General features: G+C 55.2%; 25 protein-coding genes and 1 pseudogene. 11 read left to right on the top strand and 15 right to left on the bottom strand.

Features of this window, described 5'->3' with window-relative positions; translation table 11 throughout:
* Positions 1 to 3 precede the first annotated feature (3 nt).
* Positions 4 to 435 (bottom strand): putative zinc-binding protein, encoded by a 432-nt coding sequence (locus tag ABXR19_RS17955; RefSeq protein WP_354602530.1) that lies wholly within the window; start codon positions 433 to 435, stop codon positions 4 to 6.
* A 488-nt stretch (positions 436 to 923) separates the two neighbouring features.
* Between ABXR19_RS17955 and ABXR19_RS17950 the strand changes: the two genes are divergently transcribed.
* The gene (locus ABXR19_RS17950) at positions 924 to 1643 is read left to right on the top strand and encodes a Crp/Fnr family transcriptional regulator (RefSeq protein ID WP_354602529.1); all 720 of its coding nucleotides are present in this window, start codon (positions 924 to 926) and stop codon (positions 1641 to 1643) included.
* Between the two features lie 9 nt (positions 1644 to 1652).
* Here ABXR19_RS17950 and ABXR19_RS17945 read toward each other — a convergent pair whose 3' ends face one another.
* The 12 genes from ABXR19_RS17945 to ABXR19_RS17890 are packed head-to-tail and all read right to left on the bottom strand — an operon-like array spanning position 1653 to position 15989.
* Entirely contained in the window at positions 1653 to 2309 is a 657-nt protein-coding gene (locus ABXR19_RS17945) for a response regulator (protein WP_354602528.1), read from the bottom strand.
* A gap of 20 nt (positions 2310 to 2329) precedes the next feature.
* Entirely contained in the window at positions 2330 to 4252 is a 1923-nt protein-coding gene (locus tag ABXR19_RS17940; protein ID WP_354602527.1) for a type IV pili methyl-accepting chemotaxis transducer N-terminal domain-containing protein, read from the bottom strand.
* 41 nt (positions 4253 to 4293) lie between these two features.
* Positions 4294 to 5316 (bottom strand): GTP 3',8-cyclase MoaA, encoded by a 1023-nt coding sequence (gene moaA, locus ABXR19_RS17935; RefSeq protein ID WP_354602526.1) that lies wholly within the window; start codon positions 5314 to 5316, stop codon positions 4294 to 4296.
* Entirely contained in the window at positions 5316 to 6032 is a 717-nt protein-coding gene (locus tag ABXR19_RS17930; protein ID WP_354602525.1) for a type 1 glutamine amidotransferase, read from the bottom strand. The genes moaA and ABXR19_RS17930 overlap by 1 nt, the downstream gene beginning before the upstream one ends.
* Entirely contained in the window at positions 6032 to 6673 is a 642-nt protein-coding gene (locus ABXR19_RS17925; RefSeq protein ID WP_354602524.1) for a hypothetical protein, read from the bottom strand. The genes ABXR19_RS17930 and ABXR19_RS17925 overlap by 1 nt, the downstream gene beginning before the upstream one ends.
* Before the next feature lie 13 nt (positions 6674 to 6686).
* Entirely contained in the window at positions 6687 to 7370 is a 684-nt protein-coding gene (narI, locus tag ABXR19_RS17920; RefSeq protein WP_354602523.1) for a respiratory nitrate reductase subunit gamma, read from the bottom strand.
* 16 nt (positions 7371 to 7386) lie between these two features.
* Positions 7387 to 8037 (bottom strand): nitrate reductase molybdenum cofactor assembly chaperone, encoded by a 651-nt coding sequence (gene narJ / locus ABXR19_RS17915; RefSeq protein ID WP_354602522.1) that lies wholly within the window; start codon positions 8035 to 8037, stop codon positions 7387 to 7389.
* Positions 8038 to 8042: 5 nt separating this feature from the next.
* Positions 8043 to 9593: a nitrate reductase subunit beta gene (gene narH, locus ABXR19_RS17910; RefSeq protein ID WP_354602521.1), complete on the bottom strand. Its 1551-nt coding sequence runs from the start codon at positions 9591 to 9593 to the stop codon at positions 8043 to 8045.
* Positions 9590 to 13312, bottom strand: a complete 3723-nt coding sequence (locus ABXR19_RS17905; protein WP_354602520.1) for a nitrate reductase subunit alpha — start codon at positions 13310 to 13312, stop codon at positions 9590 to 9592. The genes narH and ABXR19_RS17905 overlap by 4 nt, the downstream gene beginning before the upstream one ends.
* A gap of 18 nt (positions 13313 to 13330) precedes the next feature.
* Entirely contained in the window at positions 13331 to 14719 is a 1389-nt protein-coding gene (locus tag ABXR19_RS17900; protein ID WP_354602519.1) for a NarK family nitrate/nitrite MFS transporter, read from the bottom strand.
* A gap of 29 nt (positions 14720 to 14748) precedes the next feature.
* Positions 14749 to 15309 (bottom strand): MFS transporter, encoded by a 561-nt coding sequence (locus ABXR19_RS17895; RefSeq protein WP_354602518.1) that lies wholly within the window; start codon positions 15307 to 15309, stop codon positions 14749 to 14751.
* Positions 15306 to 15989 carry an MFS transporter gene (locus ABXR19_RS17890; protein ID WP_354602517.1) on the bottom strand — a complete coding sequence of 228 codons (684 nt, stop codon included), beginning with the start codon at positions 15987 to 15989 and terminating at the stop codon, positions 15306 to 15308. The genes ABXR19_RS17895 and ABXR19_RS17890 overlap by 4 nt, the downstream gene beginning before the upstream one ends.
* Positions 15990 to 16184: 195 nt before the next feature.
* On the opposite strand from ABXR19_RS17890, the gene ABXR19_RS17885 reads away from it, so the two are divergent.
* From ABXR19_RS17885 to ABXR19_RS17875, 3 genes are all read left to right on the top strand, one after another.
* Entirely contained in the window at positions 16185 to 18461 is a 2277-nt protein-coding gene (locus ABXR19_RS17885) for a nitric-oxide reductase large subunit (RefSeq protein WP_354602516.1), read from the top strand.
* A gap of 97 nt (positions 18462 to 18558) precedes the next feature.
* Positions 18559 to 18942: a SirB2 family protein gene (locus ABXR19_RS17880; protein WP_354602515.1), complete on the top strand. Its 384-nt coding sequence runs from the start codon at positions 18559 to 18561 to the stop codon at positions 18940 to 18942.
* Positions 18943 to 18969: 27 nt separating this feature from the next.
* Positions 18970 to 19173, top strand: coding sequence for a DUF3079 domain-containing protein (locus ABXR19_RS17875; RefSeq protein WP_354602514.1), 204 nt, complete (start codon positions 18970 to 18972; stop codon positions 19171 to 19173).
* Between the two features lie 243 nt (positions 19174 to 19416).
* Here ABXR19_RS17875 and ABXR19_RS17870 read toward each other — a convergent pair whose 3' ends face one another.
* Positions 19417 to 19704 (bottom strand): TDT family transporter, encoded by a 288-nt coding sequence (locus ABXR19_RS17870; RefSeq protein WP_354602513.1) that lies wholly within the window; start codon positions 19702 to 19704, stop codon positions 19417 to 19419.
* A gap of 436 nt (positions 19705 to 20140) precedes the next feature.
* Between ABXR19_RS17870 and ABXR19_RS17865 the strand changes: the two genes are divergently transcribed.
* From ABXR19_RS17865 to ABXR19_RS17835, 7 genes and pseudogenes are all read left to right on the top strand, one after another.
* Positions 20141 to 20749: a TetR/AcrR family transcriptional regulator gene (locus ABXR19_RS17865; protein ID WP_354602512.1), complete on the top strand. Its 609-nt coding sequence runs from the start codon at positions 20141 to 20143 to the stop codon at positions 20747 to 20749.
* Positions 20746 to 21942 carry an efflux RND transporter periplasmic adaptor subunit gene (locus ABXR19_RS17860; RefSeq protein WP_354602511.1) on the top strand — a complete coding sequence of 399 codons (1197 nt, stop codon included), beginning with the start codon at positions 20746 to 20748 and terminating at the stop codon, positions 21940 to 21942. The genes ABXR19_RS17865 and ABXR19_RS17860 overlap by 4 nt, the downstream gene beginning before the upstream one ends.
* A complete protein-coding gene (locus ABXR19_RS17855; RefSeq protein WP_354602510.1) occupies positions 21939 to 23144 on the top strand; it encodes an ABC transporter permease in 1206 nt (401 codons plus the stop codon). The genes ABXR19_RS17860 and ABXR19_RS17855 overlap by 4 nt, the downstream gene beginning before the upstream one ends.
* Positions 23137 to 23877, top strand: a complete 741-nt coding sequence (locus tag ABXR19_RS17850) for an ABC transporter ATP-binding protein (RefSeq protein ID WP_354602509.1) — start codon at positions 23137 to 23139, stop codon at positions 23875 to 23877. Before ABXR19_RS17855 ends, ABXR19_RS17850 begins: the two co-directional genes overlap by 8 nt.
* Positions 23874 to 24248, top strand: a complete 375-nt coding sequence (locus ABXR19_RS17845; protein WP_354602508.1) for a hypothetical protein — start codon at positions 23874 to 23876, stop codon at positions 24246 to 24248. Before ABXR19_RS17850 ends, ABXR19_RS17845 begins: the two co-directional genes overlap by 4 nt.
* Positions 24248 to 24460 (top strand): annotated as a pseudogene (locus ABXR19_RS17840) (transposase); the annotation flags it as partial. The gene ABXR19_RS17845 and the pseudogene ABXR19_RS17840, both read left to right, overlap by 1 nt.
* A 32-nt stretch (positions 24461 to 24492) precedes the next feature.
* Entirely contained in the window at positions 24493 to 24675 is a 183-nt protein-coding gene (locus tag ABXR19_RS17835; protein ID WP_354602507.1) for a DUF3079 domain-containing protein, read from the top strand.
* 80 nt (positions 24676 to 24755) lie between these two features.
* Here ABXR19_RS17835 and ABXR19_RS17830 read toward each other — a convergent pair whose 3' ends face one another.
* Positions 24756 to 25655 (bottom strand): LysR family transcriptional regulator, encoded by a 900-nt coding sequence (locus tag ABXR19_RS17830; RefSeq protein WP_354602506.1) that lies wholly within the window; start codon positions 25653 to 25655, stop codon positions 24756 to 24758.
* Between the last annotated feature and the right edge of the window lie 410 nt (positions 25656 to 26065).

Genomic DNA, 26065 nt, shown 5'->3' with positions numbered 1-26065 from the left:
CCCTTAGCCTGTAATGGTCATGAATCCACTTTCAAATGGCTGTACGGAAACAAATTGGGGTGATTCATATTTTATAATCAATGCGGCGCACTGCCGACGGATCTCTGGCAAAAGGCGTGTTAAATCCTCTGGCCTGAATTCCTGACCAACCCCTTTGGATACACTCATCTCTGCGAGAAAAATTTTGGCGTCTGGTCCCACGCCAGCCTCCCGCAAACTTTGCTCAGTACAGCGCATTGCACAACCATCAACTGCAATTATTTTTCGGCCAGAACGAGCCAACGCAAGCAATGCGGGCACTTTTCCACCTACTCCGCTAATACAACTCATTTGCGCGTTTTCTTCGCGATCCATTTGGACTGCTAGCGCATTTGCTAACTGACCCGCAGCAGAGCAGCCGGAACACGCGTAAATCAACGGCAAAGCCTTCTTCATGTTTATCTCCTCGCATCGTCACTCCAGCGTGATCCTGGTGTTGATCGCAGTCAACCGTCCGAACTATCTAGTCGGACTAGTACTTATTACCTACAAGTGCAGATAGCAGACTATCGGAATGCATCTGTATCACCGCAAGAAGACCGACAACACGAACGGAATGACCATAGAGCTTAGCGACGAATGCCTAAAACCTTACTCGCGTGTAAGCCGTGGTGAATGCTCAGTGGAGGTGGAACTTCTCAAAATATACCTATATTTTGGGTTGAAGCACGTGATGCAGAGGAAATTCTGTGTCTATAACGCAATCAGACTCAAATAAAGCGTCGTTAGTTTCCGCAGTAGAGAAAATTCGCGTGCTTCCTAGATATTTAAACAGCCGACCAATCAAGAGATCGTTCTATGGAACTAGTCCGGTCTGCCAATTGGCAATACAAGAACTGTTTGATATATGTAAACATTGAGACAATAAAAGAAAGGAGCCGTTGGTGTTCAAAACTGCGGGAGTATCAAGCTTCAGAACAGAACACTTGGATGCGTTACAACTACTCTCCCTGACCGAGGGAGTAAAAAACGAAAGCCTTCAGAATCTGGCGATTTATAGTCAGTTTCAGCGATTTCGTGCTGGCGTTTTTGTGTTCGATTGTGGGCAAACACCTGACGGGGTATATCTTGTTATGGAAGGCATGGTTTCGCTATTGGCCCCAGATTTAGAGGGGAAAATGCATGTCGCTGAGGTGTTTGGGCCTGGTAACTTGCTAGGGGATTTAGGCTTGATCTGGGGAAGCGCGTATGGTGTTTGCGCAAAAACAATTCGGCCTAGCTTGCTGATGAAAATTCCATCTGCAGCTATGTTGAAAGCAATACAGAATGACGGTGAATTCGGTATGCGCATCATGGGTGAGCACTCCCGCCGAATTCGAAGCTTGCTGCAACGAGTCGGCTACTACGCGACAGACTCATCTATAGCCCGGGTCGCAAGCTATCTTCTAAATTTGCCGATCAAAGAGGTTGACGGCAATGAGTGCGTGAAATTGCCTATCCCAAAACACCTAGCTGCATCCCTACTAAACTTAAGTAGCGAGGCATTTTCAAGATCATTGCGTAGCCTAAAAGATAAAGATTTGATCTCTGTTTCAAAAGAAGATATTGTTTTTATATCGCGACAAAAACTAGAAGATCTCTTATCTAATGCAAGTACATTATGAGAAGAAATTCTATTCGGCGCCCAGCCCATGGCCAATGGCATAAATAGCAATTTGTACCCGGCTGTTCAAGCCTAGCTTTCTTAGAATATTCTGCATGTGAATTTTTATGGTGCTTTCTGATAAGTCAAGATGCCGAGCAATCATTTTATTGCTCTCTCCTCGCGCAACAAACTGCACAACTTCTTTTTCACGTAGAGTCAGCCCCCCGAAATCACGAGAAGTCCCAGCAACATTTCCACCCTCTCGCAATTGTTCTACTAGTTTTCGTGTGAGTTCTGGTGAGACGACGGACTCCCCGAGCATAACCTTTCGTATGGCGGCAACAAGAAAGCTTGCTTCTGCATTCTTTAATACATAGCCATCAGCGCCTGAACGTAGTGCTGCAGCAAGCTGTGTGGCATCCTCAGAAACCGTCAGCATCAAGACCGAACATTCAGGAAAATCCTCTTTAATAATTCGTAGCGCCTCCAGTCCAGACAAATTTGGAAGGTTCAGATCGAGCAAAACCATATCCGGCTTCATCTGATGCGCGCATTTTACGGCTTCTAAACCATCTGACGCCTCGCCAACAATGCAAAAATCGTCCTCTCCTTGGAGAAGTAGGCGAATACCAGAGCGAAATAAGGAGTGGTCGTCCACTAAAAGAATATTAATTTTTTCGTTCATTTATATTCCTCTCTAACAAATTAGGCTGCTTGACGTGACGAAGATCTGAGTAACAAAGCTACTCTCGTGCCTTCGCCATACGTTGAAGCGATAGTTAACTGTGCGGATATCTGATTTGCCCGCTCCTGCATGATGTGCAACCCGATTCGCCTAACTGCTTCACCCGACGCTGGCGTTGGGTTGATATCAAATCCGCGCCCACAGTCCATGATTTCCATATAGAAATCGTCATCATTACGTACCATTACATGTGCGCTGTCAGTTTTTGCGTGTTTACGTACATTCGACAAAGCTTCTTGTAAAATAAATAATATTTGAAGTTTTTGATCTTCTGGCAAAGCCGGGCCATTTCCTGTGTATTCAAAACTTATTTGAATCCCCGTTTGCTCGTGAAGGCGCTTAACGGCATTTTTAAGGACCTGCCTGATATCCAAGTTTTCGAAACGCGTGCGAAAATTTGCCAATAGTTCTCGCACATCGTTGTAACTTTCCTGCACTCCTGCCCGCAATAAAGGAATTATTTTTTCCACCTCGTCATGTGGCGTACGAACAAGTGTCTTTTCGAGCATTTGAATCTGTAAGTTCAGAAAATTAAGGCTTTGCGCCAAGCTGTCGTGTAATCCTTGCGCAACCAGATTACGTTCCTCAGAAACCGCTAGCAGACGTTCGTGTGTCATCAGTCGCGTATTCTCGAGTGCAGTGCCCAATTGCTGGCCAAGGGTTTCAAGCAACTTCATTTCGGCAGCAGCGCAGATATGTTCGTCTCTAAAATGCAATGCGAACGACCCTAGCGCGGCTTGCGGCGAGGAGATTTTAAACGATGCAATACACATAAATCCAGCTTCGTTGCAAGGCAGAAGTTTGTGACGTGGCGTATTACGCAAATCACGCAAAACAGCAATTCCCGTCACAGTAGTTTCACCGCACAGACAGTCATGTGCTTGACGACATTGCGCGCTCTGCAAAACGCTTTGAGGAAGACCTTCTGAAACGACTAAATGCAACTGCTGATTCTCTGGATTAAGTACCCGCAAGCTCCCACCGTCGGCGTTGAAACGCACCATGATCCGTTGGAGGAATCCCTTGCATTGAGCCTCTACGGAGTTCGGCAGAGATAGAAACCCCGCCATTTCATATAGCACTGATAGCTCACTATTTTGCACGGCCAACTGTTTCGTTTTGTCGAGTACGCGCTGTTCCAGGTCGCGGTACACGGTCTGTAACTCTTCCGCCATTGTGTTGAAGCCATGCGCCAATGCGCCAAATTCATCTGCTGTTTCAACAGGAAGGCGTACATCAAAGCGTTGCGAAGCCAGATCTACAATACCGGCCTGCAAACTCAATACGGGTCGAATAATCCATAAATACAGCAAATAAATCATAGCCACTGTGCCCACAATGGCTATCGCAATCAGCACTCCTTGCGACAACCTAAGCCAGTCCGTTTTGCGGGCGTTGTCATGCTCGATCGCGGACACCAAGGTACTAATTTCGCTTACGTATTGATCAACGCGCCCCCGAAACGCGACTCCTGAAATGCTATTGCCTTTTGCCGCCGAGGTCGCCAATTCCCGTAGAGACTCACTCCACTGGTTGCTCACTAAGGCGTACTGTTTCCGGATATTCAGTTCGCTCGGGAGTACGAGTGGTCGCGCAGGATCTCCCTTTTGCAAAGAGGTTAGCGTTTTTTCAAGCAACTGAATTTCGTGGAAAGCACTTATTTGATCCACGGGCTGTGTTTGTAATATTAGTGCAAGACGGTAGGCACGCATGCGTAAGCTACCCGCATCATTGATCGCTGCCGCGCCACCTTCCAATTGCCAAGAGAGCCACAAAGTCCCGCCAATCATCATCAGCGCGATCAGCAACGCTAGTAAGGAGACGGTGACGATGCGGACAGATATGCTGTGGCGACGAGGCGTGTCCACAAGAGAGGGTCTCATGGCAAAGTTTATGTTGATTGGTGAAAAGATATTATGCGCGCTCAGCCGCCGGTCTGCGCCATGAAGCGCACGATCTTCGCGGGCTGTTCTCCAAAGTGATGGCGCTCGGGTTTTGCGGAAATCCCCGTGCGAATGCTGCGTTTAATTTCGTCATCGTCAGCTCCCGCGCGCAGCAAACTCCGTAAATCAACACGGTCTTCTTGGCCGAGACAGAGCAGCAATACGCCCTCTGCGGTTAGACGAACGCGATTGCAGTCTGCACAAAAGTGCTGTGACATTGGCGTAATGACGCCAATACTGCTACCACTCTTTGTGCAATGCCAATACCGAGCCGGACCACCATGCACACTCACCTGTGGCACAAGCGCCTGCCGGCTCGAAAACTGCCTGACCCATTGATGAAGATCGACGACAGACATGCTTTGTGCAGTAAAACCAACGGGCATTCCCTCAATGACGCGCAACACAAAACCATTTTCACGAGCAAAAAGCCACATCGCTTCAATCTCGGAAACGCTTTCTGCATTCAACACCACCATATTTAGCTTGATTGGAGAAAACCCCGCCCTGCGAGCCTCTGCGAGTCCAGCAAGTACGCATTCCAGACGATCAGATCCGGTGATATGCCTGAAGCGGTCACGGTCGAGCGAATCCAGGCTGACGTTCAAGCGACTCACTCCAGCATCACGCAAAGAAAACGCAAAATGCGCTAGTTGAGTTGCATTCGTCGAGAGTGAAAGATCCTGAATGCCTGGTTTCGCAGAAATCAGCCTGGCAATTTCGACAATGTCAGCGCGCACCAGCGGCTCGCCCCCGGTTAAACGCACACGTGAAACGCCCATGCTGGAAAAAATGCCAACCAGACGCGCTATTTCATCAGGGGATAAAATGCTCGAGCGTGTCGCAAAGTCTCGAAACCCTTCTGGCAAGCAATAATTGCAGCGCAAATCGCAGCGATCTGTCACGGAAACCCGCAAATAGTCGATACGTCGTCCAAAAGAATCCACTAAAGACTCGGCAGCGTTCGTGCTAGCAACAACGGTAGGCGACTTCTGGACATTCATCAGGACGCTTCCATCAGATAATCCAGCACGCTGCGCATTACACGATTGGCTGATTCGTAGAAATGATCTGGAGATGCCTTGATGAGTTTTGCACTTTGGACGTGACGCTCATCCGTCTCCAATTCGCTGCTACAGTGCTTCAACATTTCTGCAACGGAAGCGCGGGTAGCTTCCAAGTGAAACTGCATTCCGATCACTCGCCGTCCAAACTGAAAAATCTGGTTCTCGCACACCAGACTGCGTGCGAGGCATTTGCTTCCAATTGGCAAGTCGAACGTTTCTCCATGCCATTGAAATACATCCAATCTTGCAGGAAACTTAAAATCTGGTGTCGTCTTGACTGCACACACAGGCAGCCAACCTATCTCACGTTCAACAGCCGCGTAAACATCTGCGCCAAGTGAATTGGCAATCAACTGAGCACCAAGGCAGATGCCTAGAACTGCTCGACCCTCATTGCACAAAGCGCTCAGGTAGGCTTTTTCTTCGCGTAACCAAGGATGATTCTCTTCATCATTGGCACTCATCGGGCCGCCCAGCACGATCACCAGATCATAGCGCCCCTCTGCAACAAGATGATCCCCCGCAAAAAAACGGATGAACTCGATTTTTGCGTTGCGGGCCTCCAGCCAATCGCTAATGCATCCCAAGGTTTCAAATGGCACATGCTGCAGCACCAGTACCCGCAAACGTCCTTCTTCTGGTGAGATAGTCATCAGCCCACCGGATCGATCTCAAAAACAGGCCGGATCTCGAAGACCTCATGATCATCTCCGTAATCAAGCAATAAGCTTCGAACTCTCGCCTGCCAAAGCTCGCGAAATCTTTGTCGCTCGTGCTCGTCAGCGACGTCTGCAAGACAACGCTGCAATAGCAGTGAGCACTCAGACGAAATCGACACGACATCCATTCTCGCTTGGGCATAGACGGCGTCGCCGGTATCGAGGCGCTCGAAACGAAATGGCGCAGGAATTTTGGCGTCAAACATCAGCAAATTGGCTCGCTGATGTTTTCCACCGATCCCGCGAAATCCAGTAACGGGCGCGGCACCGGTAATCAAGCTGATTACACTCGCCTGAACACCCGACACCCCCTCATACGCAGGCCCACGCACCATTACGCGAATACCCCCTCGCTGCGGCATCTCGGTCTGATAGAGGGCGCGTAAGGCACATACTGTCAGCCAGTACGCGGCGGCAACCGTCGGGCACGAGTGCCCGGTCATCGCAACAGCATCCGCATAGCCGTATTCGATAACGCCACCTTTTACCGAGCCCAGTAGATCAGCGAGCGGGTCGCGCAATTGGATGCGCGGGACCTGCGTAAAAAAGTCCGGCCATTCGTTGGTTTTTGTCACAACCATCCGTTGCTCAACGCGGACGCACAAGTTGCCAGGCACGCGTCAGATACGCAAGGCTGCCAAAACCACTCCACACGTGCACCAAGCGGCTAAACGGAAAGATAACGAAAAGCGTCATACCCATGAACATGTGCACCTTGTAAATCCATGGCACGTAAGTAATGATCTCGGCCGCACCACTACGGAAGGTAACGATATGCTGCGCCCAACTTCCCAGTAGCATCATGACGTGCCCATCAAGGTGATCAACCGACACAAAAATGCTGCCTAGGCCTAGCGACAAGGTCAGCAGCAACCACAGCAGTAAGACCTTGTCGCCAAAGCTGGTCACGGCGCGGATGCGTGGCTCCGTAAAGCGCCGATGCAGCAAAATGAGCAAGCCGACCAAGCACAACACTCCCAGCGCGGCACCACCGACGATAGCCATCATTTGTTTGACTTCTGCGGTGAGGCCAAAGGCGTGGTAAACCGCCACCGGAGTGAGCAAGCCGACCAAATGCGTGGCAAATAGGCTGAGGATGCCGATGTGGAAACAGATACTGCCCATGCGAAGATTGCCGCGTTTGAGCATTTGTGAGGAATCGCTTTTCCACGTGTATTGCTCGCGGTCAAAACGGATCAAGCTGCCTAGCAAAAAGATGGACAGGGCGATATAGGGATAGAGAGTGAAGATGAAATGATCGAGGTAACTCATGCAATATCTCCTTCATTCATACGCGCGCAGCAAGTGGCGGACGCTGTGTGTGGAACTGAATGGTGTGAGTGTCCTGAGGCTTGAGCAGCGGCTCGACACCATCGGCGCCGGGACCAAAAGTCTCCATCGCTTCGTCCATGTCCCGAACCGGCGGCTCTTTCAGATCTTGCGGCTCGACACTGGCAAAGCTCACTAGGACATCAAATACACCTGCATATGGACTGAGGTTCTTCGCCAGGCGCTTACCGACGGCCGCCAGCACATGCACGGCGTCGTTGAGCAAGGGCTCAGCCTGCTCGTGATCCAGCACGCTGAGAAACTCGATGAACACAGGGACGTAGTCTGGCAGCTCACTTTCACAAGGTTCAAAGCCTGCGCTGCGATATTCTTGCAGCAGGTCGACCATGGCCTGGCCGCGATCACGTGACTCACCGTGAATGTGCTCAAACAGATGCAGCGAGTGCGAGGGATTGCGGTCGAAGGTCTCTACGTAGCGCTCCTGAGTACGAACCAGGGGCTCCGCCTCCAGTTGCGCAAACAGCGGTGACAAATCCTGCCACTGGCTCGGACTGAGCATGGGTTTAAGTTCCTCGAGCGCATCCAGCAATTCTTGCTCTGGGTAGGACAGCAATGCGGCAAAGATGCGGTAGATATTGGCGTGATCCATGATTTTTAATCCACCTTGTTCTTGCGACGCGATTTGGGCATGTCTACAAAAATATTGCTGCCTCGTTTGCGATTACCGAACAAAGAAGGCTCGGACGTGCCATCCGAGCAGCCATTGCCGAAAGTAAACCCACAACTACCCTTCTCGTTAAAACTATCCTCCACCAGTTCTTTGTGCGAACTGGGGATGACGAAACGATCTTCGTAGTTGGCAATCGCCAGTACTTGATACATTTCTTCAACCTGTGCCGCGCTCAAGCCGACTTGCTCGAGCACGGCGGCATTGGGCTTCTTGTCGACCACTTCGCTGCGCTTGTAGGCACGCATGGCCAACATGCGATCTAGCGCCGACAGGATTGGCTCCTCCTTACCGGCGGTGAGCAGATTGGCAAGGTACTTGACCGGTATACGCAAATCCTTTGTCTCTGGAATGATGCCGTTCATACCCAATTGACCCGCTTCGGCTCGCGACTGAATTGGCGAGAGCGGTGGGATGTACCAAACCATGGGTAGGGTGCGATATTCAGGGTGCAGCGGGAAGGCAATTTTCCACTCCATCGCCATTTTCCATACCGGCGATTTTTTGGCGGACTCCAGCCAGTTATCAGGGATGCCCTGACGGCGAGCTTCCTCGATGATCTTCGGATCATTCGGATCCAGGAAAACCTTGAGCTGAGCCTCGTACAAATCTTTTTCGTCCTCAACCGAAGCGGCCTCACTGATCTTATCTGCGTCATACAGAATGACGCCAAGATAGCGAATACGCCCAACACAGGTTTCGGAACACACGGTCGGCTGGCCGGCCTCCAGGCGCGGATAGCAAAAGGTGCACTTCTCCGCCTTTCCAGATTTCCAGTTGTAGTAAATCTTTTTATATGGGCAGCCAGAGACGCACATGCGCCAGCCACGGCACTTGTCCTGATCGACCAAAACGATGCCATCGTCCTCGCGTTTGTACACAGAGCCCGAGGGGCAACTCGCCACGCAACTGGGGTTCAGGCAGTGTTCGCACAGACGCGGCAGATACATCAAGAACGTGTTCTCGAAAGTCGAGTACATCTCTTTCTGGATATCCTTGAATAACTGGTCGCGCGAACGCGAGGCGAACTCACCGCCCAGATCATCCTCCCAGTTGGGACCCCACTCGATCTTCTCCATTTTCTTGCCAGTGATGGCAGAGATCGGTCGCGCAGTCGGCGGCGTTTGCGACAGTGGCGCGTTTTGCAAATGCTCGTAATCGAAGGTGAAAGGCTCGTAGTAATCGTCGATTTCAGGCATGTTCGGGTTGGCGAAAATGTTGGCAAGAATCTTTTTCTTGCCACCCTGACGCGGCTCCAGCTTGCCATTGTCGCGGCGAACCCATCCGCCCTTCCATTTCTCCTGGTTTTCCCACTCCTTGGGAAAGCCGATACCGGGCTTGCTTTCAACATTATTGAACCAGGCGTATTCGACGCCGTCGCGGCTGGTCCACACGTTTTTGCATGTAACGGAACAAGTGTGGCAACCGATGCACTTATCGAGGTTCAGCACCATGGCTACCTGGGCGCGGATCTTCATGCCTGTTCTCCTTCTTGCGTTTCTTTGAGCGGACCTTCCAGCCAATCCACCTTATTCATTTTGCGCACGATCACGTACTCATCGCGGTTGCTGCCAACGGTGCCGTAGTAATTGAAGCCATAAGCCAACTGGGCATACCCCCCGATCATGTGGGTCGGCTTGGTCACCGTACGCGTCACCGAGTTGTGCATGCCGCCACGCATGCCGGACACTTCCGCCCCCGGCACATTCACGATTTTTTCCTGGGCGTGATACATCAAACACATCCCCACCGGTACGCGTTGGCTCACCACCACGCGTGCAGTTAGCGTGCCATTAACGTTAAAGACCTCGACCCAATCGTTGTCGACCAGCCCGGCCTGCTTGGCTTCAATCTCCGACACCCAGACGTGCGGCCCGCCACGCGACAGCGTGAGCATGCGCAGGTTGTCGGTGTAGGTTGAGTGGATGCCCCATTTTTGATGCGGAGTGATCCAGTTCAGCACCAGCTCTGTATTGCCATTGCTGTGCTTGCCCAGCATCGGTTCGATGGTGCGAGTATTGATGGCCGGCTTGTAGATACACAGGCCTTCGCCGAAATCGAGCATCCAGCGGTGATCCTGATAGAACTGCTGACGCCCAGTGAGCGTGCGCCATGGGATCAGCTCATGCACATTGGTATAGCCGGCGCTGTAGCTCACTTCTTCAGACTCCAAACCCGACCAGGTCGGCGAAGAGATGATCTTGCGTGGCTGAGCCTGCACGTCGCGAAAGCGAATTTTGTCGTGGTCGCGCCCCGCGGCCAGATGCTTATGATCAATGCCGGTAATCGCGCCTAAGGCTTCCCAAGCCTTTACCGCCACATGTCCATTGGTTTCTGGCGCCAGCATCAAAATCATTTCAGCGGCATCGATGGCGGTATCCAGCTTTGGCCGCCCTTGACTGACACCAGGTTCAGTCACCAGCTTGTTCAACTCACCCAGCTCGTGCATCTCTTTCTCAGTGTTCCAACCAATTCCCTTGCCGCCATTGCCTGATGTTTCAAGCAGTGGGCCAATGGACGTGAATTTTTTGTAAACGTCGCCAAAGTTGCGCTCCACCACGGTCATCTGCGGCATTGTCTTGCCCGGAATGGGCTCGCACTCACCGTGCTTCCAGTCCTTCGGCTCGAATGGCTGGCCCAACTCTCCCGGGGTGTCGTGCATTAGCGGCGTGAGCACCAGATCCTTACGCGTCCCAAGGTAGTCTTTCGCGATTTCAGAGAATTTCTCGGCGATAGTCTTGTAGATCTCCCAATCACTCTTCGATTGCCACAGCGGTTGCACGGCCTCAGACAGTGGGTGAATGAAGGGGTGCATGTCTGAGGTATTGAGGTCATCTTTCTCGTACCACGTGGCCGATGGCAGCACGATGTCGCCATACAGACAGGTGGTAGACATGCGAAAGTCCAACACGACGAGTAGATCCAGCTTGCCTTCGGCAGCTTCCCCCACCTTCACTTCGCTCGGTTTGATAGTCGTTCCATCGTCGCTAAACACGGCGTTCTGAGTGCCCAGTAAGTATTTAAGAAAGTACTCGTGGCCCTTGCCTGAGCTGCCCAAAATGTTGGAGCGCCACACGAACAGATTGCGTGGGAAATTTTTCGGGTTTTCCGGGTCATCGCAGGAAAAGTTTAGGCGCCCAGCCTTCAGCTCTGCCACCGTATGCTTGATCGGATCAAGGCCCTTGGCTTCAGCCTGGTCGACCAGATCCATGGGATTGATTTCCAATTGCGGAGCGGAGGGCAGCCAGCCCATGCGCTCGGCCTTGGCATTCATATCCAGTAGCGCAAGATGGCTGTATTTCCCTGCGTCTGCCGTGGGCGACAGGATGTCGTCCAGTGCCAATTTTTCATGACGCCACTGGCTAGTATGGTTATAGAAAAAGGAGGTGCCATTCATCTGCCGGGGTGGGCGTACCCAGTCACCAGCAAACGCCAGTGGAGTCCAACCGGTTTGTGGGCGCAGCTTTTCCTGACCCACGTAATGTGCCCATCCGCCACCACTCTGGCCGATACAGCCGCACATCATCAGCATATTTATAATGCCGCGATAGATCATGTCATTGTGGTACCAGTGATTCAGCGCGGCCCCCACAATCACCATGCTCTTGCCCTGCGTGTCGTGCGCGTTCTGAGCGAACTCGCGAGCCACCTGAATGACCAGATGCGGCTTCACCCCAGTGTGCCTCTCTTGCCAAGCGGGGGTATAGGGCACATCCTGATCGTAACTGGACGCTACGTTTTTACCACCCAAACCGCGATCCACGCCGTAGTTGGCCATGGTCAGGTCAAACACAGTGGTCACCAATGCATCAGAGCCATCTGCCAGACGAATGCGTTTAACCGGCACCTTTCGCACCAAGACGTCATCAGCATCAGTACCGCCGTAGTAGCTGAAGCCGACATCGACCAGATCATCGCGGCTATCAATCAAGGACAGCCGTGGGTTGATCTCGGCCTTGCTGCCGCCATTTTTCTGCTGCAGGTTCCAACGACCAATCATGTCGCCTTGCTCCCCCCAGCGAAAGCCGATACTGCCATTTGGCACAACGAGCTCGCCCGACGCATCGTCGATCAAGAGCGTCTTCCATTCGGCATTATTAGCTTGCTCGGTCAGAGACAGATGCGAGGCGCGCAGGAAGTAGTCCGGCACCTGATGCTCGCCGTTGGGTTTAAGCATCACCAGCATCGGCAAATCTGTGTATTGCTTGGCGTAACCAGTGAAATAATCCGACTGATTTGCTGTATGGAATTCCGTCAGAATCACATGGCCCATGGCCATGGCCAGTGCTGCATCGGTACCCTGCTTGGGCGCCAACCAGATGTCGCCAAATTTGACCATCTCGCCATAGTCACTCGACACCGCTACGGTCTTGGTGCCCTTGTAGCGTACCTCGGTGTAGAAGTGGGCATCCGGCGTGCGCGTTTGCGGCACATTGGAACCCCACACCATCAAGTAGGTGGAGTTGTACCAGTCTGCCGACTCTGGCACGTCGGTCTGTTCGCCCCATACCTGTGGACTTGAGGGCGGCAGATCGCAATACCAGTCATAAAAAGACAGGCAGGCGCCTCCAATCAGCGACAGGTAGCGTGCCCCGGCCGCATAAGAAACCATAGACATGGCCGGGATTGGAGAGAAACCGAGCACTCGATCAGGGCCGAATTTTTTGATAGTGAAAGCATTGGCTGCAGCAATGACTTCACTGACTTCATCCCATGTCGCGCGCACGAAACCACCTTGGCCACGCACGCTCTTGTAACGTTTTGCCTTGACTGGATCCTGACTGATCGACTCCCAAGCTTCGGTCGGGCTCTGGGTTTTGCGCGCCTCCCGCCACATCTCCATCAGCCGGCCGCGAATCAAGGGGTATTTCACACGCTGTGCTGAATAGACATACCAGCTGTAGGAAGCGCCACGCGGGCAACCGCGCGGTTCATGATTTGGCAGGTCTGGGCGGGTGCGTGGATAGTCAGTCTGCTGGGTTTCCCACGTAATTAGCCCGTTTTTGACATAAACCTTCCACGAACACGAGCCCGTGCAGTTAACGCCATGCGTGGAGCGCACCACCTTGTCATGCTGCCAACGGCTACGATAGGTGTTCTCCCACGTACGATCCTCATCCACCACCGCGCCATGGCCGTCGGAAAAAGTCTCCTTGGTGCGTGAGAGGAACTTCAGTCGATCAAGAAAGTGACTCATGTTTTGTCTCCGTTGAAATCAGCAAGGCATAGCGGCGTTACGGCGGCTGTAACACCACCACGTAATCACCACACAGCTCAGGTAAAAAGCGATAAAGCACCACAACGCAGCATCGACCGAACCAGTCGTCGCAATCGAAGTGCCGAAACTTTTGGGAATGAAGAAGCCGCCATAGGCCCCGATTGCGGCGGCAAACCCCAGTGCAGCAGCACTTTCCTTGGCTGCTTCACGAGCCGCCAGGGCATGTCCAGCAGGTCCACGCTGAGCAACAAGGGCTTGCGTGCGCTCGGTAAGAAAAATCACCGGAATCATGCGAAAGGTTGACCCGTTGCCAATCCCCGAAAGCGCGAACAACACAACAAACATCGCAAGGAAGCCAGAAAATTCACCGCCCACACCTGCGTGCGGCAGAAACTGGATAACGCCCCACACCGCAGCGGCCATCAGGATGAAGATCCAAAAGGTCACGCGCGCGCCACCAACCTTGTCAGCAAACCAACCGCCCGCCGGCCGTGTTAGCGCCCCCACTAGCGGCCCCAAAAAGGCCAATGCCGTCGGATCTACCGCAGGAAACTCCGTCTTGGTCAGCATCGCGAATGCTGCCGAGAAGCCAATAAAAGAACCAAAAGTGCCTGTGTAAAGCCAACACATGATCCAGTTGTGTGGGCGCTTGAAAATCACCGCTTGCTCAGCAAACGAGGCCTTGGCGTCCGCTATGTCGTTCATGCCAAACCAAGAAAAAACAGCCGAGACCACAATAAATGGCACCCAAACAAAAGCTGCATTCTGCAACCACACCGTCTTCGTAATATCGCCCTTGATCCAAGTCTGCGCCTCACCGCCCAGAGCGCCAAAGAGCCCGAAACCAATCACCACGGGCACCACGAATTGCATGATGGAAACCCCCAGATTGCCCAGTCCGGCATTCAGTCCCAGCGCAGTTCCCTTCTCGGATTTTGGGTAGAAAAAACTGATGTTTGCCATGCTTGAACTAAAGTTACCTCCGCCAAAACCACAGAGAAGGGCCAGCATCAACATCACCGGATAGCTGGTATTGATATCCTGTACTGCAATGCCAATCCCCAGAGCCGGAATGAGCAGTGAGACGGTTGAAATCGTCGTCCAGCGCCGACCACCGACGATAGGGACAAGAAAGGAATAGAAAATACGCAAGGTCGCGCCCGACAAGGCGGGAAGCGCCGCCAACCAAAACAATTGATCTGTCGTGAATTTAAAGCCCACGTTCGGCAGATTCACGACCACCATGCTCCACACCATCCAAACTGAAAATGCCAGCGTGAGTGCGGGAATCGAAAGCCACAGATTGCGCCGAGCAACCTGCTTGCCGCTGGCGTGCCAGAATTCCTGACTCTCCGGCTCCCAACGAGTCAATACGTGTGTGGACATGCGCCTCTCCTTATTGAACAGAATGTGTTCTATGTTTTCGCTGTCGTGGACGCAGTTGCCGAGACCTTCGACCTGAATCCGTAATGCATGCAAACGAGTGATACGCAGACGGTGCCGTAGAGCAACATGAAGGCGCTGGAACGAATACCGGTCAGATCGACCGCCGCGCCAAACATGATGGGTAGGATGAATCCACCCATGCCGCCAGCCAACCCCACCACGCCAGAGACGGCGCCAATGTTGTCGGGAAACTCATCTGCGATGAACTTGAAGACCGAGGCCTTTCCGACCGCCATTGCCACGCCAACCACTAACAAAATTAAGGTAAACAAGACTGGAGTGAGGCCAATAAAGAAGCTGCGTGGCCCACTCACCGTATGCACGGTAAATTCGGTCTGCGGGTAGGAGAGCAAGAAGAACGCAACCCAGCAAATCCACATCACCCACCAAGTCACCTTGTATGCCCCGAGACGATCAGACACCCAGCCGCCGAGTGCGCGCAGCACTCCGCCCGGCAAAGAAAAACACGCCGCCAGTAAAGCCGCGCTCTGGATACTGAAGCCGTATTCCTGCGTGTAGTACTTGGTCATCCACAAGGCCAAAGCCACATAGCCGCCAAAGACAACCGAGTAATACTGGCAATAGCGCAGCACTCTGGGGTCGGCAAGCAGGCGCAACTGATCCCGTAAAGTTGTTCGATGCGAACTGACGTGAGTCGGATCGCTGGCGGAAAAAACCAGAACAGCGCGGCCGTCAACAACATCACCGTCGCATACACTTTTGGCAACGCCTGCCAGCCCCAAGCGGCAATAATTCCTGGCGCTACAAATTTTGTTAGCGCAGAGCCGGAGTTTCCCGCCCCGAAAATTCCCATCGCCAGCCCCTGCCGATCGCGTGAAAACCACCGTGCGACATAGGGGGTACCCACCGAAAAAGCCCCTCCAGCCAAGCCCACAAACAACCCCAGCACAAGAAAGTGCCAGTAATGCGTGGCGTAGGCTATTAACCAAATCGGCAATACCGTTGCAAGCATCAGACAAAACAGTACGACGCGGCCACCGAATCGATCCGTCCACACGCCCAGCAAAATTCTCACCAAAGATCCCGTCAGTACCGGCGTCGCCGCCAGCAGCCCGAACTCGGTTTCGTTCAGCCCAAGCTGTGCCGCTAGTGGGATGCCCAGTACCGCAAACATCATCCACACCGCGAAACAGACCGTAAAGGCTACGGTGCTTGAAGCGAGAACCCTCAGAGCGTTGCGTTTGGGCATGGCAGCAATTGTTAAATATCCAATTTAGCAAGGATATTCGTTACTGGCCTTTCTAGATATTCGCCACAAGTAGGGGAGAGGTAGCTCGAAAGATCTAGGCACACAAAAGATCGACAGCAATTGAATCTTTAATAAGATTCATATAAAGTAGATCTTATGGCGTAGTGCCAGATAAACCCTCTTGGAGGAGAAAAGATGAAATCGTCACGCAGACTTTGGCAGTGGCTGGCAGCGATTTTCTTGCTGTCATTTGCCGCATTAGGCTGGATGGGCCGTGAAATTTACCTGTCTGCGCCCCCCATTCCGGCGCACGTCGTCAGCACGGATGGCTCCCCCGTGTTTTCAGAAGGCCAGGTACAGCAAGGACAGGAAGCCTGGCTGTCGGCTGGCGGGCAACAACTGGGTTCGGTATGGGGACACGGCAGTTACGTAGCGCCAGACTGGTCGGCAGACTGGTTGCACCGCGAGGCCATCGCCTTGCGCGAGACCATCGCACAGAAACAATACAAGGCCGCTTTCCCGGATCTGAACAGCGACGAGCAGGCTGTCGTCAATGCGCGTGTCAAGAAAGAGCTGCGCACCAATACTTACGACGCCGCGACCCACACCATCACGATCAGCGCCGAACGTGCCCTCGCGGTGCGTCAGCTGGTGCAGCACTACACAGGCCTGTTCGGCACCGACCCCGCGCTGGATACGCTGCGCGAGCAGTACGCCATGGTTAAGGCTTCGCTCAAAAATCCGCAAGATTTGCAGGCGCTGCCCGCATTTTTCTTCTGGTCCGCGTGGGCTGCTGCGACGGATCGTCCGGGCGAAACGCATTTGTCCTACACCAGCAACTGGCCGCACGAGCCCTTGGTCGATAACGTTCCAACCACCGGCAATGGCGTGTGGTCCATCATCAGCGTGGTACTGCTGATTGCGGGCGTGGCGGTCATGGTTGCCTATCACTCTTCACACAAGGAAGAGGGTGATCCGGAGCCACCGCATAACGATCCGTTATTCGAACTTAAACCGACGCCCTCAATGCGCGCGACGATCAAATATTTCTACGTCGTCATCGCACTCCTGCTGGTTCAGGTGGGCATGGGCGCCATTACGGCCCACTATGCAGTGGAGGGCCAGAGCTTCTTCGGTATTCCACTGGCTGAATTCCTGCCCTACACCGTGAGCCGAACCATCCACACGCAATTGGGTGTGCTATGGATTGCCACGGCTTGGCTGGCAACCGGTCTGTATATCTCACCGGCCTTGTCGGGCCATGAGCCGAAGTACCAGAAGCTTGGGGTGGACGTCCTCTTCTATGCCTTGATACTGGTCGTCGTCGGCTCGATCGCCTGCGGTTGGGTTGGCACCCTGCAACGCCTGGGCACCAACTTCAGTTTCTGGCTTGGCAATCAGGGGCTGGAATACACCAGCATGGGACGCATCTGGCAGTACGGCTTGTTCGCTGGCCTGATGATCTGGCTGACCCTGATGGGACGTGGTCTGTGGCCTGCCTTGAAACGTCCGAGCGAAAGCCGGGGCCTAATCGCCATGGTATTCCTGTCGGCCATGTGTATCGGCGGCTTCTACGCCAGTTCCCTGATGTGGGGTCAGCACAGCCATTACTCGATGATCGAATACTGGCGCTGGTGGCTGGTGCACCTGTGGGTTGAGGGCTTCTTTGAAGTGTTCGCCACTGCCGTTATTGCACTGATCTTTACCCGCCTCGGTTTGATCCGTGCAGCCACGGCCAATACGGCTATCGTGATGGAAACCATCGTTTTCCTGTTCGGAGGCATCTTGGGCACCCTGCATCATCTGTACTTCACCGGCACACCGACTTCAGTTATCGCTGTCGGTTCCATGTTCTCCGCACTGGAGGTCGTACCGCTGGCGCTGGTGGGTATAGAGGGCTATCGCAACTACGTGCGCATGCGGTCTGCGCCTTGGGTCGCTAACTACCGCTGGATCATCCTGTACTTCATCGCCGTTGGTTTCTGGAATACGGTTGGCGCTGGTCTGCTGGGTTTCTCAATCAACCCGCCAATCTCGCTGTACTACGTACAGGGCCTGAACCTGACGGCAGCGCACGGTCACGCGGCCTTGTTCGGCGTGTATGGCATGCTGGGCATTGGTTTGATGCTGTTCTGTTTGCGCGGACTGATGCCACGTGCAGCCTGGCAAGACAAGTTGCTTGCCCCTGGCTTCTGGATGCTCAATATTGGTCTGGCCATGATGGTTTTCATCTCCCTCGTGCCAGCGGGTATTTATCAGGCTTGGGCCAGCGTGAGCGAGGGTCTGTGGTATGCACGTTCGCCGGAAATCATCCATTCCAAGGTGATGACCACGCTGGTCTGGCTGCGCGTACCGGGTGACATTGTGTTCGCGCTGGGCGTCGTGTTTCTGGGGGTGTTTGCTCTGTGTCTGTTACTCCGCAAGCACCAGCCAGACGTGATCGCGGCCAAGTTGCAGGCAAAAAAAGACTGAACCTCAATGGTTGTGCCATGCGCGGCGCGCATGGCACAACAAACCATGAGCGGAAATCGCCCGCGCCGATCAGCGCGGGCACTATTCAGGTTTGCCGATGACTTACTGGACCATCAAATACCTGCACGTCAGCTGCGTCATGCTAAGTATCAGCCTGTTCGTACTGCGTGGCTGCCTGCAACTGGCGGGAGTGGACTGGCGACGCTGGAAACTCCTGCGCATTGCGCCGCATGTGGTCGATACGGCATTGCTGGGTGCTGCCATCTGGCTCACCCTCCTGTTGCACCAATATCCGTTCGCGAATAGCTGGCTCACAGCCAAGCTGCTGGCGCTAGTCGCCTATATCTTGTTGGGCACGATAGCATTGAAAGCCACTCAGCCCCCTGCACGTGCCGCTGCGGCCGGCGTGGCAGCCCTGTTCTGTGTGAGCTACATCGTCAGTGTGGCCACGACTCATTCAGCCACCCTCGGTTTTTTCTGATCACTCGCCTCCGGGAAAGCACGCGTCATGGCCAAGAAATTTCCGATCCACCCCGCCCACCCGGAACGAATTTGCTGGGGCTGCGACAAATACTGTTCGGCCGACTCGATGAATTGCGGCAACGGTTCCGAGCGCACGCTTCACCCTGCTGAAATGCTCGGGAACGACTGGTACAAGGATGGCAGTTGGGGCATCGAGTTTTCTGAGCCCACAGACGAGCTGAACAAATAGAACTCCTGATTCGGCCTTAATCTCTGCTTTTTTGCATGCTTGTACTGATCACTACTGTCCGGTTAAACGAGAGGCCGCATTGCTGAAAGCCACGACTAATGCGGCTTTCCGAGCGACGAGAGGTGGTGTCGATTTGAACGGCGACGAACAATTCGGGCAGGCTTCCGGGTTTTTTCCCGGAGACCGCGATGAATACACTTCTCAGTACGGCACTTCGTGTAATCAGTTGAATTTATTCGCCGTTTAACCAGACTGCAGTGATAACAACTTGCGCGTAAAGAAAAGATGCACCGTGCGCAGGGTTAGGTAACCGATAAACAGATTCGCGCCAACAAACACCGGGATTGCGAGAACCTGCGCAACAGGAACACCGGCGAGCGCCAATTTGAGGCCGCTGACCGTGGCGGCCGCAATGCCGAAGGTGTAGGCACAGTAGGACGGCGCAAACGTTTGTTCTCCCAGCCAAGCGCCCAGGCGGATACCCGCCGCATTGGGAAACACGACATCCTCTTCTCGCTTGCGCATCGCCATTGTCTTCTCCAGAATTGCCAATGAGTGGCAGCGCCATGGGAGTCGTCGAATTGGACTCAATCTCATGAACGGGATGCGGCTCATGCCGCTCACCACTGTCGCTGGCGATTCCCGGACCATGCTCTCAGGTGGGCTCGCACCCAGCGTCCAGAAACGCTGCGCACTCGCACCAATGCTGTGTCGGTCATATCGGCGCTGCCACTCACCTTATAGCGCAAGCTTGTTTCTCCGCGAACGCCGGGCGCCGCCAGGGGGCTGGGATGCTCTCAAGAAACTAAAGCGTAAGTTGTTGTTTTTATTAATAATACATATTCCACGGTTTTGGTGGGATTGGGAAGCTGAAGAGACACGCTGTACTCATCGAGCTTGCTTGTTTGCTAACTTGCGCTAAGTTAGTAATTACTTACTTACTTACTCATTGGCGAGCGCAAATCAAGTGGATCCCCGTGCAAAACAACTCCCTGCAGACGAGCGCCGCACCGTAACGGTGGCGGCGGTGATCGAGCTGGCGGGCTCGCAGAACCCTAGCGAAATCACGACGGCCGCCATTGCCCAGCATATGCATCTGACGCAAGGGGCGCTGTTTCGCCACTTCGCGAGCAAGGAGGCGATCTGGCAGGCGGTGATGGAATGGGTGGCGGATCGTTTGCTGGCGCGGATTGATCGTGCGGCAGAGGGCCTGACCTCGCCGATGGCGGCGCTGCAGGCGATGTATTTGAGCCATATCGAATTCATCGTTGCGCATCCGGGGGTGCCGCGCATGATGTTTGGCGAATTGCAGCGCGCCGAATCGACACCGGCCAAACGCGTGGCACAGACGCTGATCGAGCGCTATGCCGAACGTCTGGGGCAGCGAATCGAGCAAGGCAAGGCGCTTGGCGAGATGGCGCCGGATCTGGACACCCAGGCCGCCGCAGTGCTCTTCATCGGCACGATTCAGGGCCTGGTGATGCATTCCATGCTCTCGGGCGACATTCAGCAAATCCGCACGCGGGCACCGGGCGTTTTTGCCCTGTACCAGCGCAGCTTGCGAGGTGCAGCATGAAAAATTTTCTGCGCACACAGGGCCGGCGTCTGGCAATGGTGGCGGTGTTGCTGCCACTGCTGGCGCTGTTTGCCTACGCGGCCTTGCGAGCCGGGCCGCTCGCGCCAGTGCCGGTGACGGTGGCCAGTGTGGCGCGAGCGTCGATCACGCCGGCCTTGTTCGGCATCGGCAGTGTCGAGGCACGCCGCACGCACAAGATCGGGCCGACCTTTGTGGCCCGCCTCAAGCGCGTCGAGGTGCAGACGGGCGATCGGGTCAAGGCCGGGCAATTGCTGGGCGAAATGGAGCCGATTGATCTGGACGACAAACTGGGGGCGCAGGATGCGGCTGTGAAGCGCGCGGAAGCCAGCGTGCTGACCGTTGAAGCGCAGATCCAGGAAGTCGGTGCGCGCAAGACCTTTACCGAAAATCAGGCCCGCCGCTACGAGCAACTGTTTGCCGCGCGGAACGTCAGCGAAGAGGGCGTCGAAGCCAAGCGTCAGGATGCGCGCGCTGCGCAAGGGGCGCTGGCGGCGACACAGGCCAATCTGGCCGCTGCGCGTCAGGAACTGGCTCGCCTGCGGGCGGAGCGCGAGGGGCTGGGCCGGCAGCGTGCCAGCCTGCGACTGATCTCGCCGATTGATGGCCTGGTGACGCGGCGCGATGCCGACCCCGGCAGCACGGTCGTTGCGGGTCAGGCGGTAATCGAGATCGTCGAGCCCGGCAGTCTCTGGATCAAGGCGCGCTTCGACCAATTGCGCGCAAAGGGCTTGCAGGCGGGCTTGCCGGCACAGATCGCCCTGCGCGCGCAGGCGGGTCAGCTCTTGGCAGGGCGCGTGCTGTACATCGAACCCTACGCCGACCCGGTCACCGAAGAGCTGTTGGCCAAGCTCGCCTTCACCCCGATGCCTGCCGCAGTGCCCGCGATTGGCGAGCTGGCCGAGGTGACGGTGATGCTGGCCGCATTGCCACCCTTGCCGGTGGTATCTAACGCCAGCGTGCAGCGCGTGGGCGGGCAATTGGGCGTCTGGCTGCTGACGGGCGAAGGCTTGCGCTTTACGCCGGTCACGCTGGGCGTGGCGGATCTTGAGGGGCGCGTGCAAGTGACTGAGGGTCTGCAAGGCGGCGAGCGTGTCGTCGTGTATAGCCAGAAGGCCTTGAGCGCGCAGAGCCGGATCAAGATCGTTGAACGCCTTGTGGGTGTCGCGCCATGATCAGCCTGGCCGGGCGCGACATCCTGCATACCTGGGGGAAATTCGTGTTCACGGGCATCGGCCTGGGGCTGCTGATCGGTGCCACCCTGACCATGGCTGGCGTGTATCGCGGCATGGTCGATGATGCCAAGGTCTTGCTCGACAACAGCGGTGCCGATTTGTGGGTGGTGCAGCAGGACACGCTCGGCCCCTATGCCGAGGCATCCAGCCTGTATGACGACACCTGGCGCAGCCTGCTGGGCATGCAAGGCGTGGTGCGTGCCGCCAACGTGACCTATCTGAACATGCAGGTGCGCCAGCTCGCCGGGGCGAGTACGCGTGAGGTGCGCGCGATGATCGTCGGCGTCTCGCCGGACGGGCCGGGGCATCCGGGCCAGCCCGGCTATCTGCTGGCCGGGCGGCATATCACACGCAGCCATTACGAAGCCGTTGCGGATATTGCCAGCGGATTCGCGCAGGGGGATCGCATCCAGATCCGGCGCAATGAATACACCGTGGTCGGGCTCACGCGGCGCATGGTGTCCTCGGGCGGCGATCCGATGGTCTTCATCCCGCTCAAGGATGCGCAAAGCGCACAGTTCCTCAAGGACAACGATGCCATCGTGCGCCAGCGCGCCCGCACTGCGCAGAATCCGGCTTTCAATTCGCCTGGTGTGCTGAACGCCGTGATCTCCTCGCAAAGCAGCAATCCCTTCGTCAACGCGGTGCTGCTGCAGGTCGACGCGGGTGTCGATCCGGAAAGCGTGGCCGAACCGATCCGGCGTTGGAAGCGGCTGAGCGTCTACACCCGCGCCCAGATGGAAAACATCCTGATCGACAAGCTGATTGCCACCGCCGCCAAGCAGATCGGCATGTTTCTGGCTATTCTGGCGCTCGTCAGTGCGGCCATCGTGGCTTTTATCATCTACACGCTCACCCTCGGCAAGATTCGCGAAATCGCCGTACTCAAACTCATCGGCACGCGTAACCGCACGATTGCCGCCATGATCCTGCAGCAGGCACTGGCGCTGGGCGTGATCGGTTTTGTGGTGGGCAAGATTGCGGCGACTTTATGGGCCCCCGCATTTCCCAAATACGTGTTGCTGGAAACTGGCGATGCCCTGCGCGGCTTTGCGGCAGTGATGCTGATCTGCGCACTGGCCAGCGTGCTGGCGATTCGCGCGGCACTCAAGATTGATCCGGCGGAGGCGATCGGTGGATAAGGGCGAAATCATCACCGGCCAACGCGGCATTCACATCGAAGGCCTGCGCAAGCGCTATGGCAAGGGCGATACGGCCGTCGACGCGCTCCGGGGCGTTACGATGCAGGTCGCACCCGGCGAAGTCGTCGGGCTGATCGGGCCCTCCGGATCGGGTAAAAGCACGCTGCTCAAATGTCTTGGCGCCGTGATCGAACCGAGCGCTGGGCGCATGAGCCTGGGGCCGCAAGTGATCTTTGATAATGGCTGGAAGATCCCGGATCTGCGCGCCCTGCGCCGCGACAAAATCGGTTTCGTCTTTCAGGCGCCTTACCTGATTCCGTTTCTGGACGTGACCGACAACGTCGCCCTGCTGCCGATGTTGGCAGGCTGCTCCAACGGCGAAGCCCGTGCCCGCGCCGTCGAACTGCTCGCCGCGCTGGACGTCGCGCATCGTGCCAAAGCCATGCCCGCACAGCTCTCCGGCGGCGAGCAACAGCGTGTTGCGATAGCCCGTGCCCTGATCAACCGCCCGCCCGTCATCCTGGCCGACGAGCCGACAGCACCCCTCGACAGCGAACGTGCGCTGGCCGTCATTCAGATCCTCAACCAGATGGCGCGACAGTTCGACACCGCAATCATCGTGGTGACGCACGACGAAAAAATCATTCCCACCTTCAAACGGATTTACTTCATCCGCGATGGAGAAACCCACGAAGCGGCGGGCGAAGGCCGCTTGCCCGGAGAGAAATCATGAAAATCAATACCCTCAAATCATTGAGCATCGCCGCCATTCTTTTCGGCACACTCACCGTCTTCAGTGGCGGCCGCGCCCTGTTTGGCGACGCTGAGGCGCAAGCCGCCGTCGGCAATGCCGTGGGCTTCGTGCTGTGGTTCAACTTTCTAGCCGGCTTTGCCTATGTGCTGGTGGGCGCGGCGTTATGGCAGGGGCGACGCTGGGCAGTATGGGGCGCTGGCGCGCTGGCGCTGGCCACCGCACTGGTCGCCGCAGGATTTGGATTGCATATTATGAGCGGCGGTGCGTTCGAGATGCGCACCGTCGGGGCCATGACCATCCGACTGACATTCTGGTTGACGGTGTTTGCCGTGGCGCCGCGGATACGTTGATGGCTGCCGATCAGGCGTCGGGCTTCGAGCAGTATCGCAAGCCGACGCGGCGCGACGAATTTTTGCGGACGATGGAGGTGCCGGTGCCTTGGGCGGCGCTGTGCGAAGAGATCGCGTCGAATTACCCGGTCGCGGGGCGCCCTCCCATTGGGTTGGAGCGGATGCTGCGCATTCACTTCATTCAGCACTGGTTCACCCGGAGCGAATCTGCTGAGGTTGCGACAAGTACTGTTCTGCCGACTCGATGAACTGCGGCAACGGTTCAGAGCGCACGCCGCACCCTGCCGAAATGCTCGGGGACGACTGGCACAAGGATGGTAACTGGGGCATCGAATTTTCTGAGTCCACAAACGATCCGAATAAAAAAATTCCTGACTCTGCCTCAATACCTGCTTTTTTTGCATGCTTGCACAGAACTGTTGAATGAAGAGCGGGTTAGACACCCGGGTAATTTTCAACGCGCACTACTCAAGCCAATCGAGCCCTATTGTTCGCGCACCAACAGTGCTAATCCCAATACGGTTCAGCACCGAACCGCGCCAGCAGATATTCGATGAACGCCCGGGTTTTCAAAGGAAGATGCCGATTGAGCAAATGAACGGCGTACAGAAAACGCTCAACCGGAACATAGCCGGGCAAAACCTCTACCAACCTTCCTGCCTGCAATTCTTTGCCTACGATAAATGTGGGTAACAGCGCAAGGCCGACGCCGCCTAGCACGGCTTGCGAAAGCGCTTCGTCGTCATTCATGCGCAATGTGCCGGAAACCGGCACCGCGATATCGCCATCTGGGCCGCACAGACGCCAGTGCCCACCGGTACTCATATAGGAGTAGTCCAGGCAGTTGTGGCGCTCCAGATCGCCCGGCGCTTGTGGCGTTCCGCGGCTGGCAAGGTAGGACGGGCTGGCGCAAATCTTCCGGCGGATCGGGGCGAGTTTGCGGGCCACCAGGTTCAGCCCTGGCTCAGCGGTGATGCGTAAGGCCAGGTCATAGCCTTCCTCAACCAGATCGACGAAGCGGTCACTGATGGTCAGATCTACCGAAAGATCAGGGTATTGCGCCATGAAACCGGGCAATGCAGGCGCTACATGCAGTGTGCCGAAGGCTACCGATGAACTGATTTTAAGCGTGCCGCGCGGTTCCAGATGCAGGCGATTGATGGTGTCTTCCGCCAGGCTGAGCTCATCCAGAATGCGATCGCAATGTTCGAAGTAGGCTTCGCCTACCTCGGTCAGACTGAGCCTGCGGGTGCTGCGTTGCAGTAAGCGCACGCCCAGCATGCTTTCCAGCCGGGATACTGATTTGCTGATCCGGGATTTGGAAACATTCAGCTTGGTGGCCGCGCCAGTGAAGCTTTTTTCCTTGACTACCTGGGCAAAGATCAACATGTCATTGATGTCGTGCATACAGGTCTCATTGTTTCCGTATTGGAAACATTGTTGTGCAATTTGCCTGGCTTATCAAGCTAAACTGTGTGGCCTTATGATGTTCGTGAATTTAAAAAAGCGCGTTTTCAGGCCGAAAGTGCCATTTGTCGAGGAAAGTCAGTCCAGTCTTTCGATAATCTATTTGTCGGCGCCAGTCGCAGCATCTCCTGTGAACGATTGTTGGTTTCTGCTTTGTTTCCAAGGTGGCGCCAAATCTGTCACCCCACTGATCATCAAATACACCTGCGAATTCAGGTTCGCCAAGGGAGTTGCACGTCCATGCATTACGCCTCACATGAAGAATTCGTCGCCCGCGTGGCCAAGCAAAATCCGGGTCAGCCGGAGTATCTGCAGGCTGTGACGGAGGTGATGGAAAGTCTGTGGCCCTT

The organism is Uliginosibacterium flavum, assembly GCF_040566545.1.
Lineage (GTDB): Bacteria > Pseudomonadota > Gammaproteobacteria > Burkholderiales > Rhodocyclaceae > Uliginosibacterium > Uliginosibacterium flavum.
This window is presented reverse-complemented; position numbering and strand designations above follow the sequence as displayed.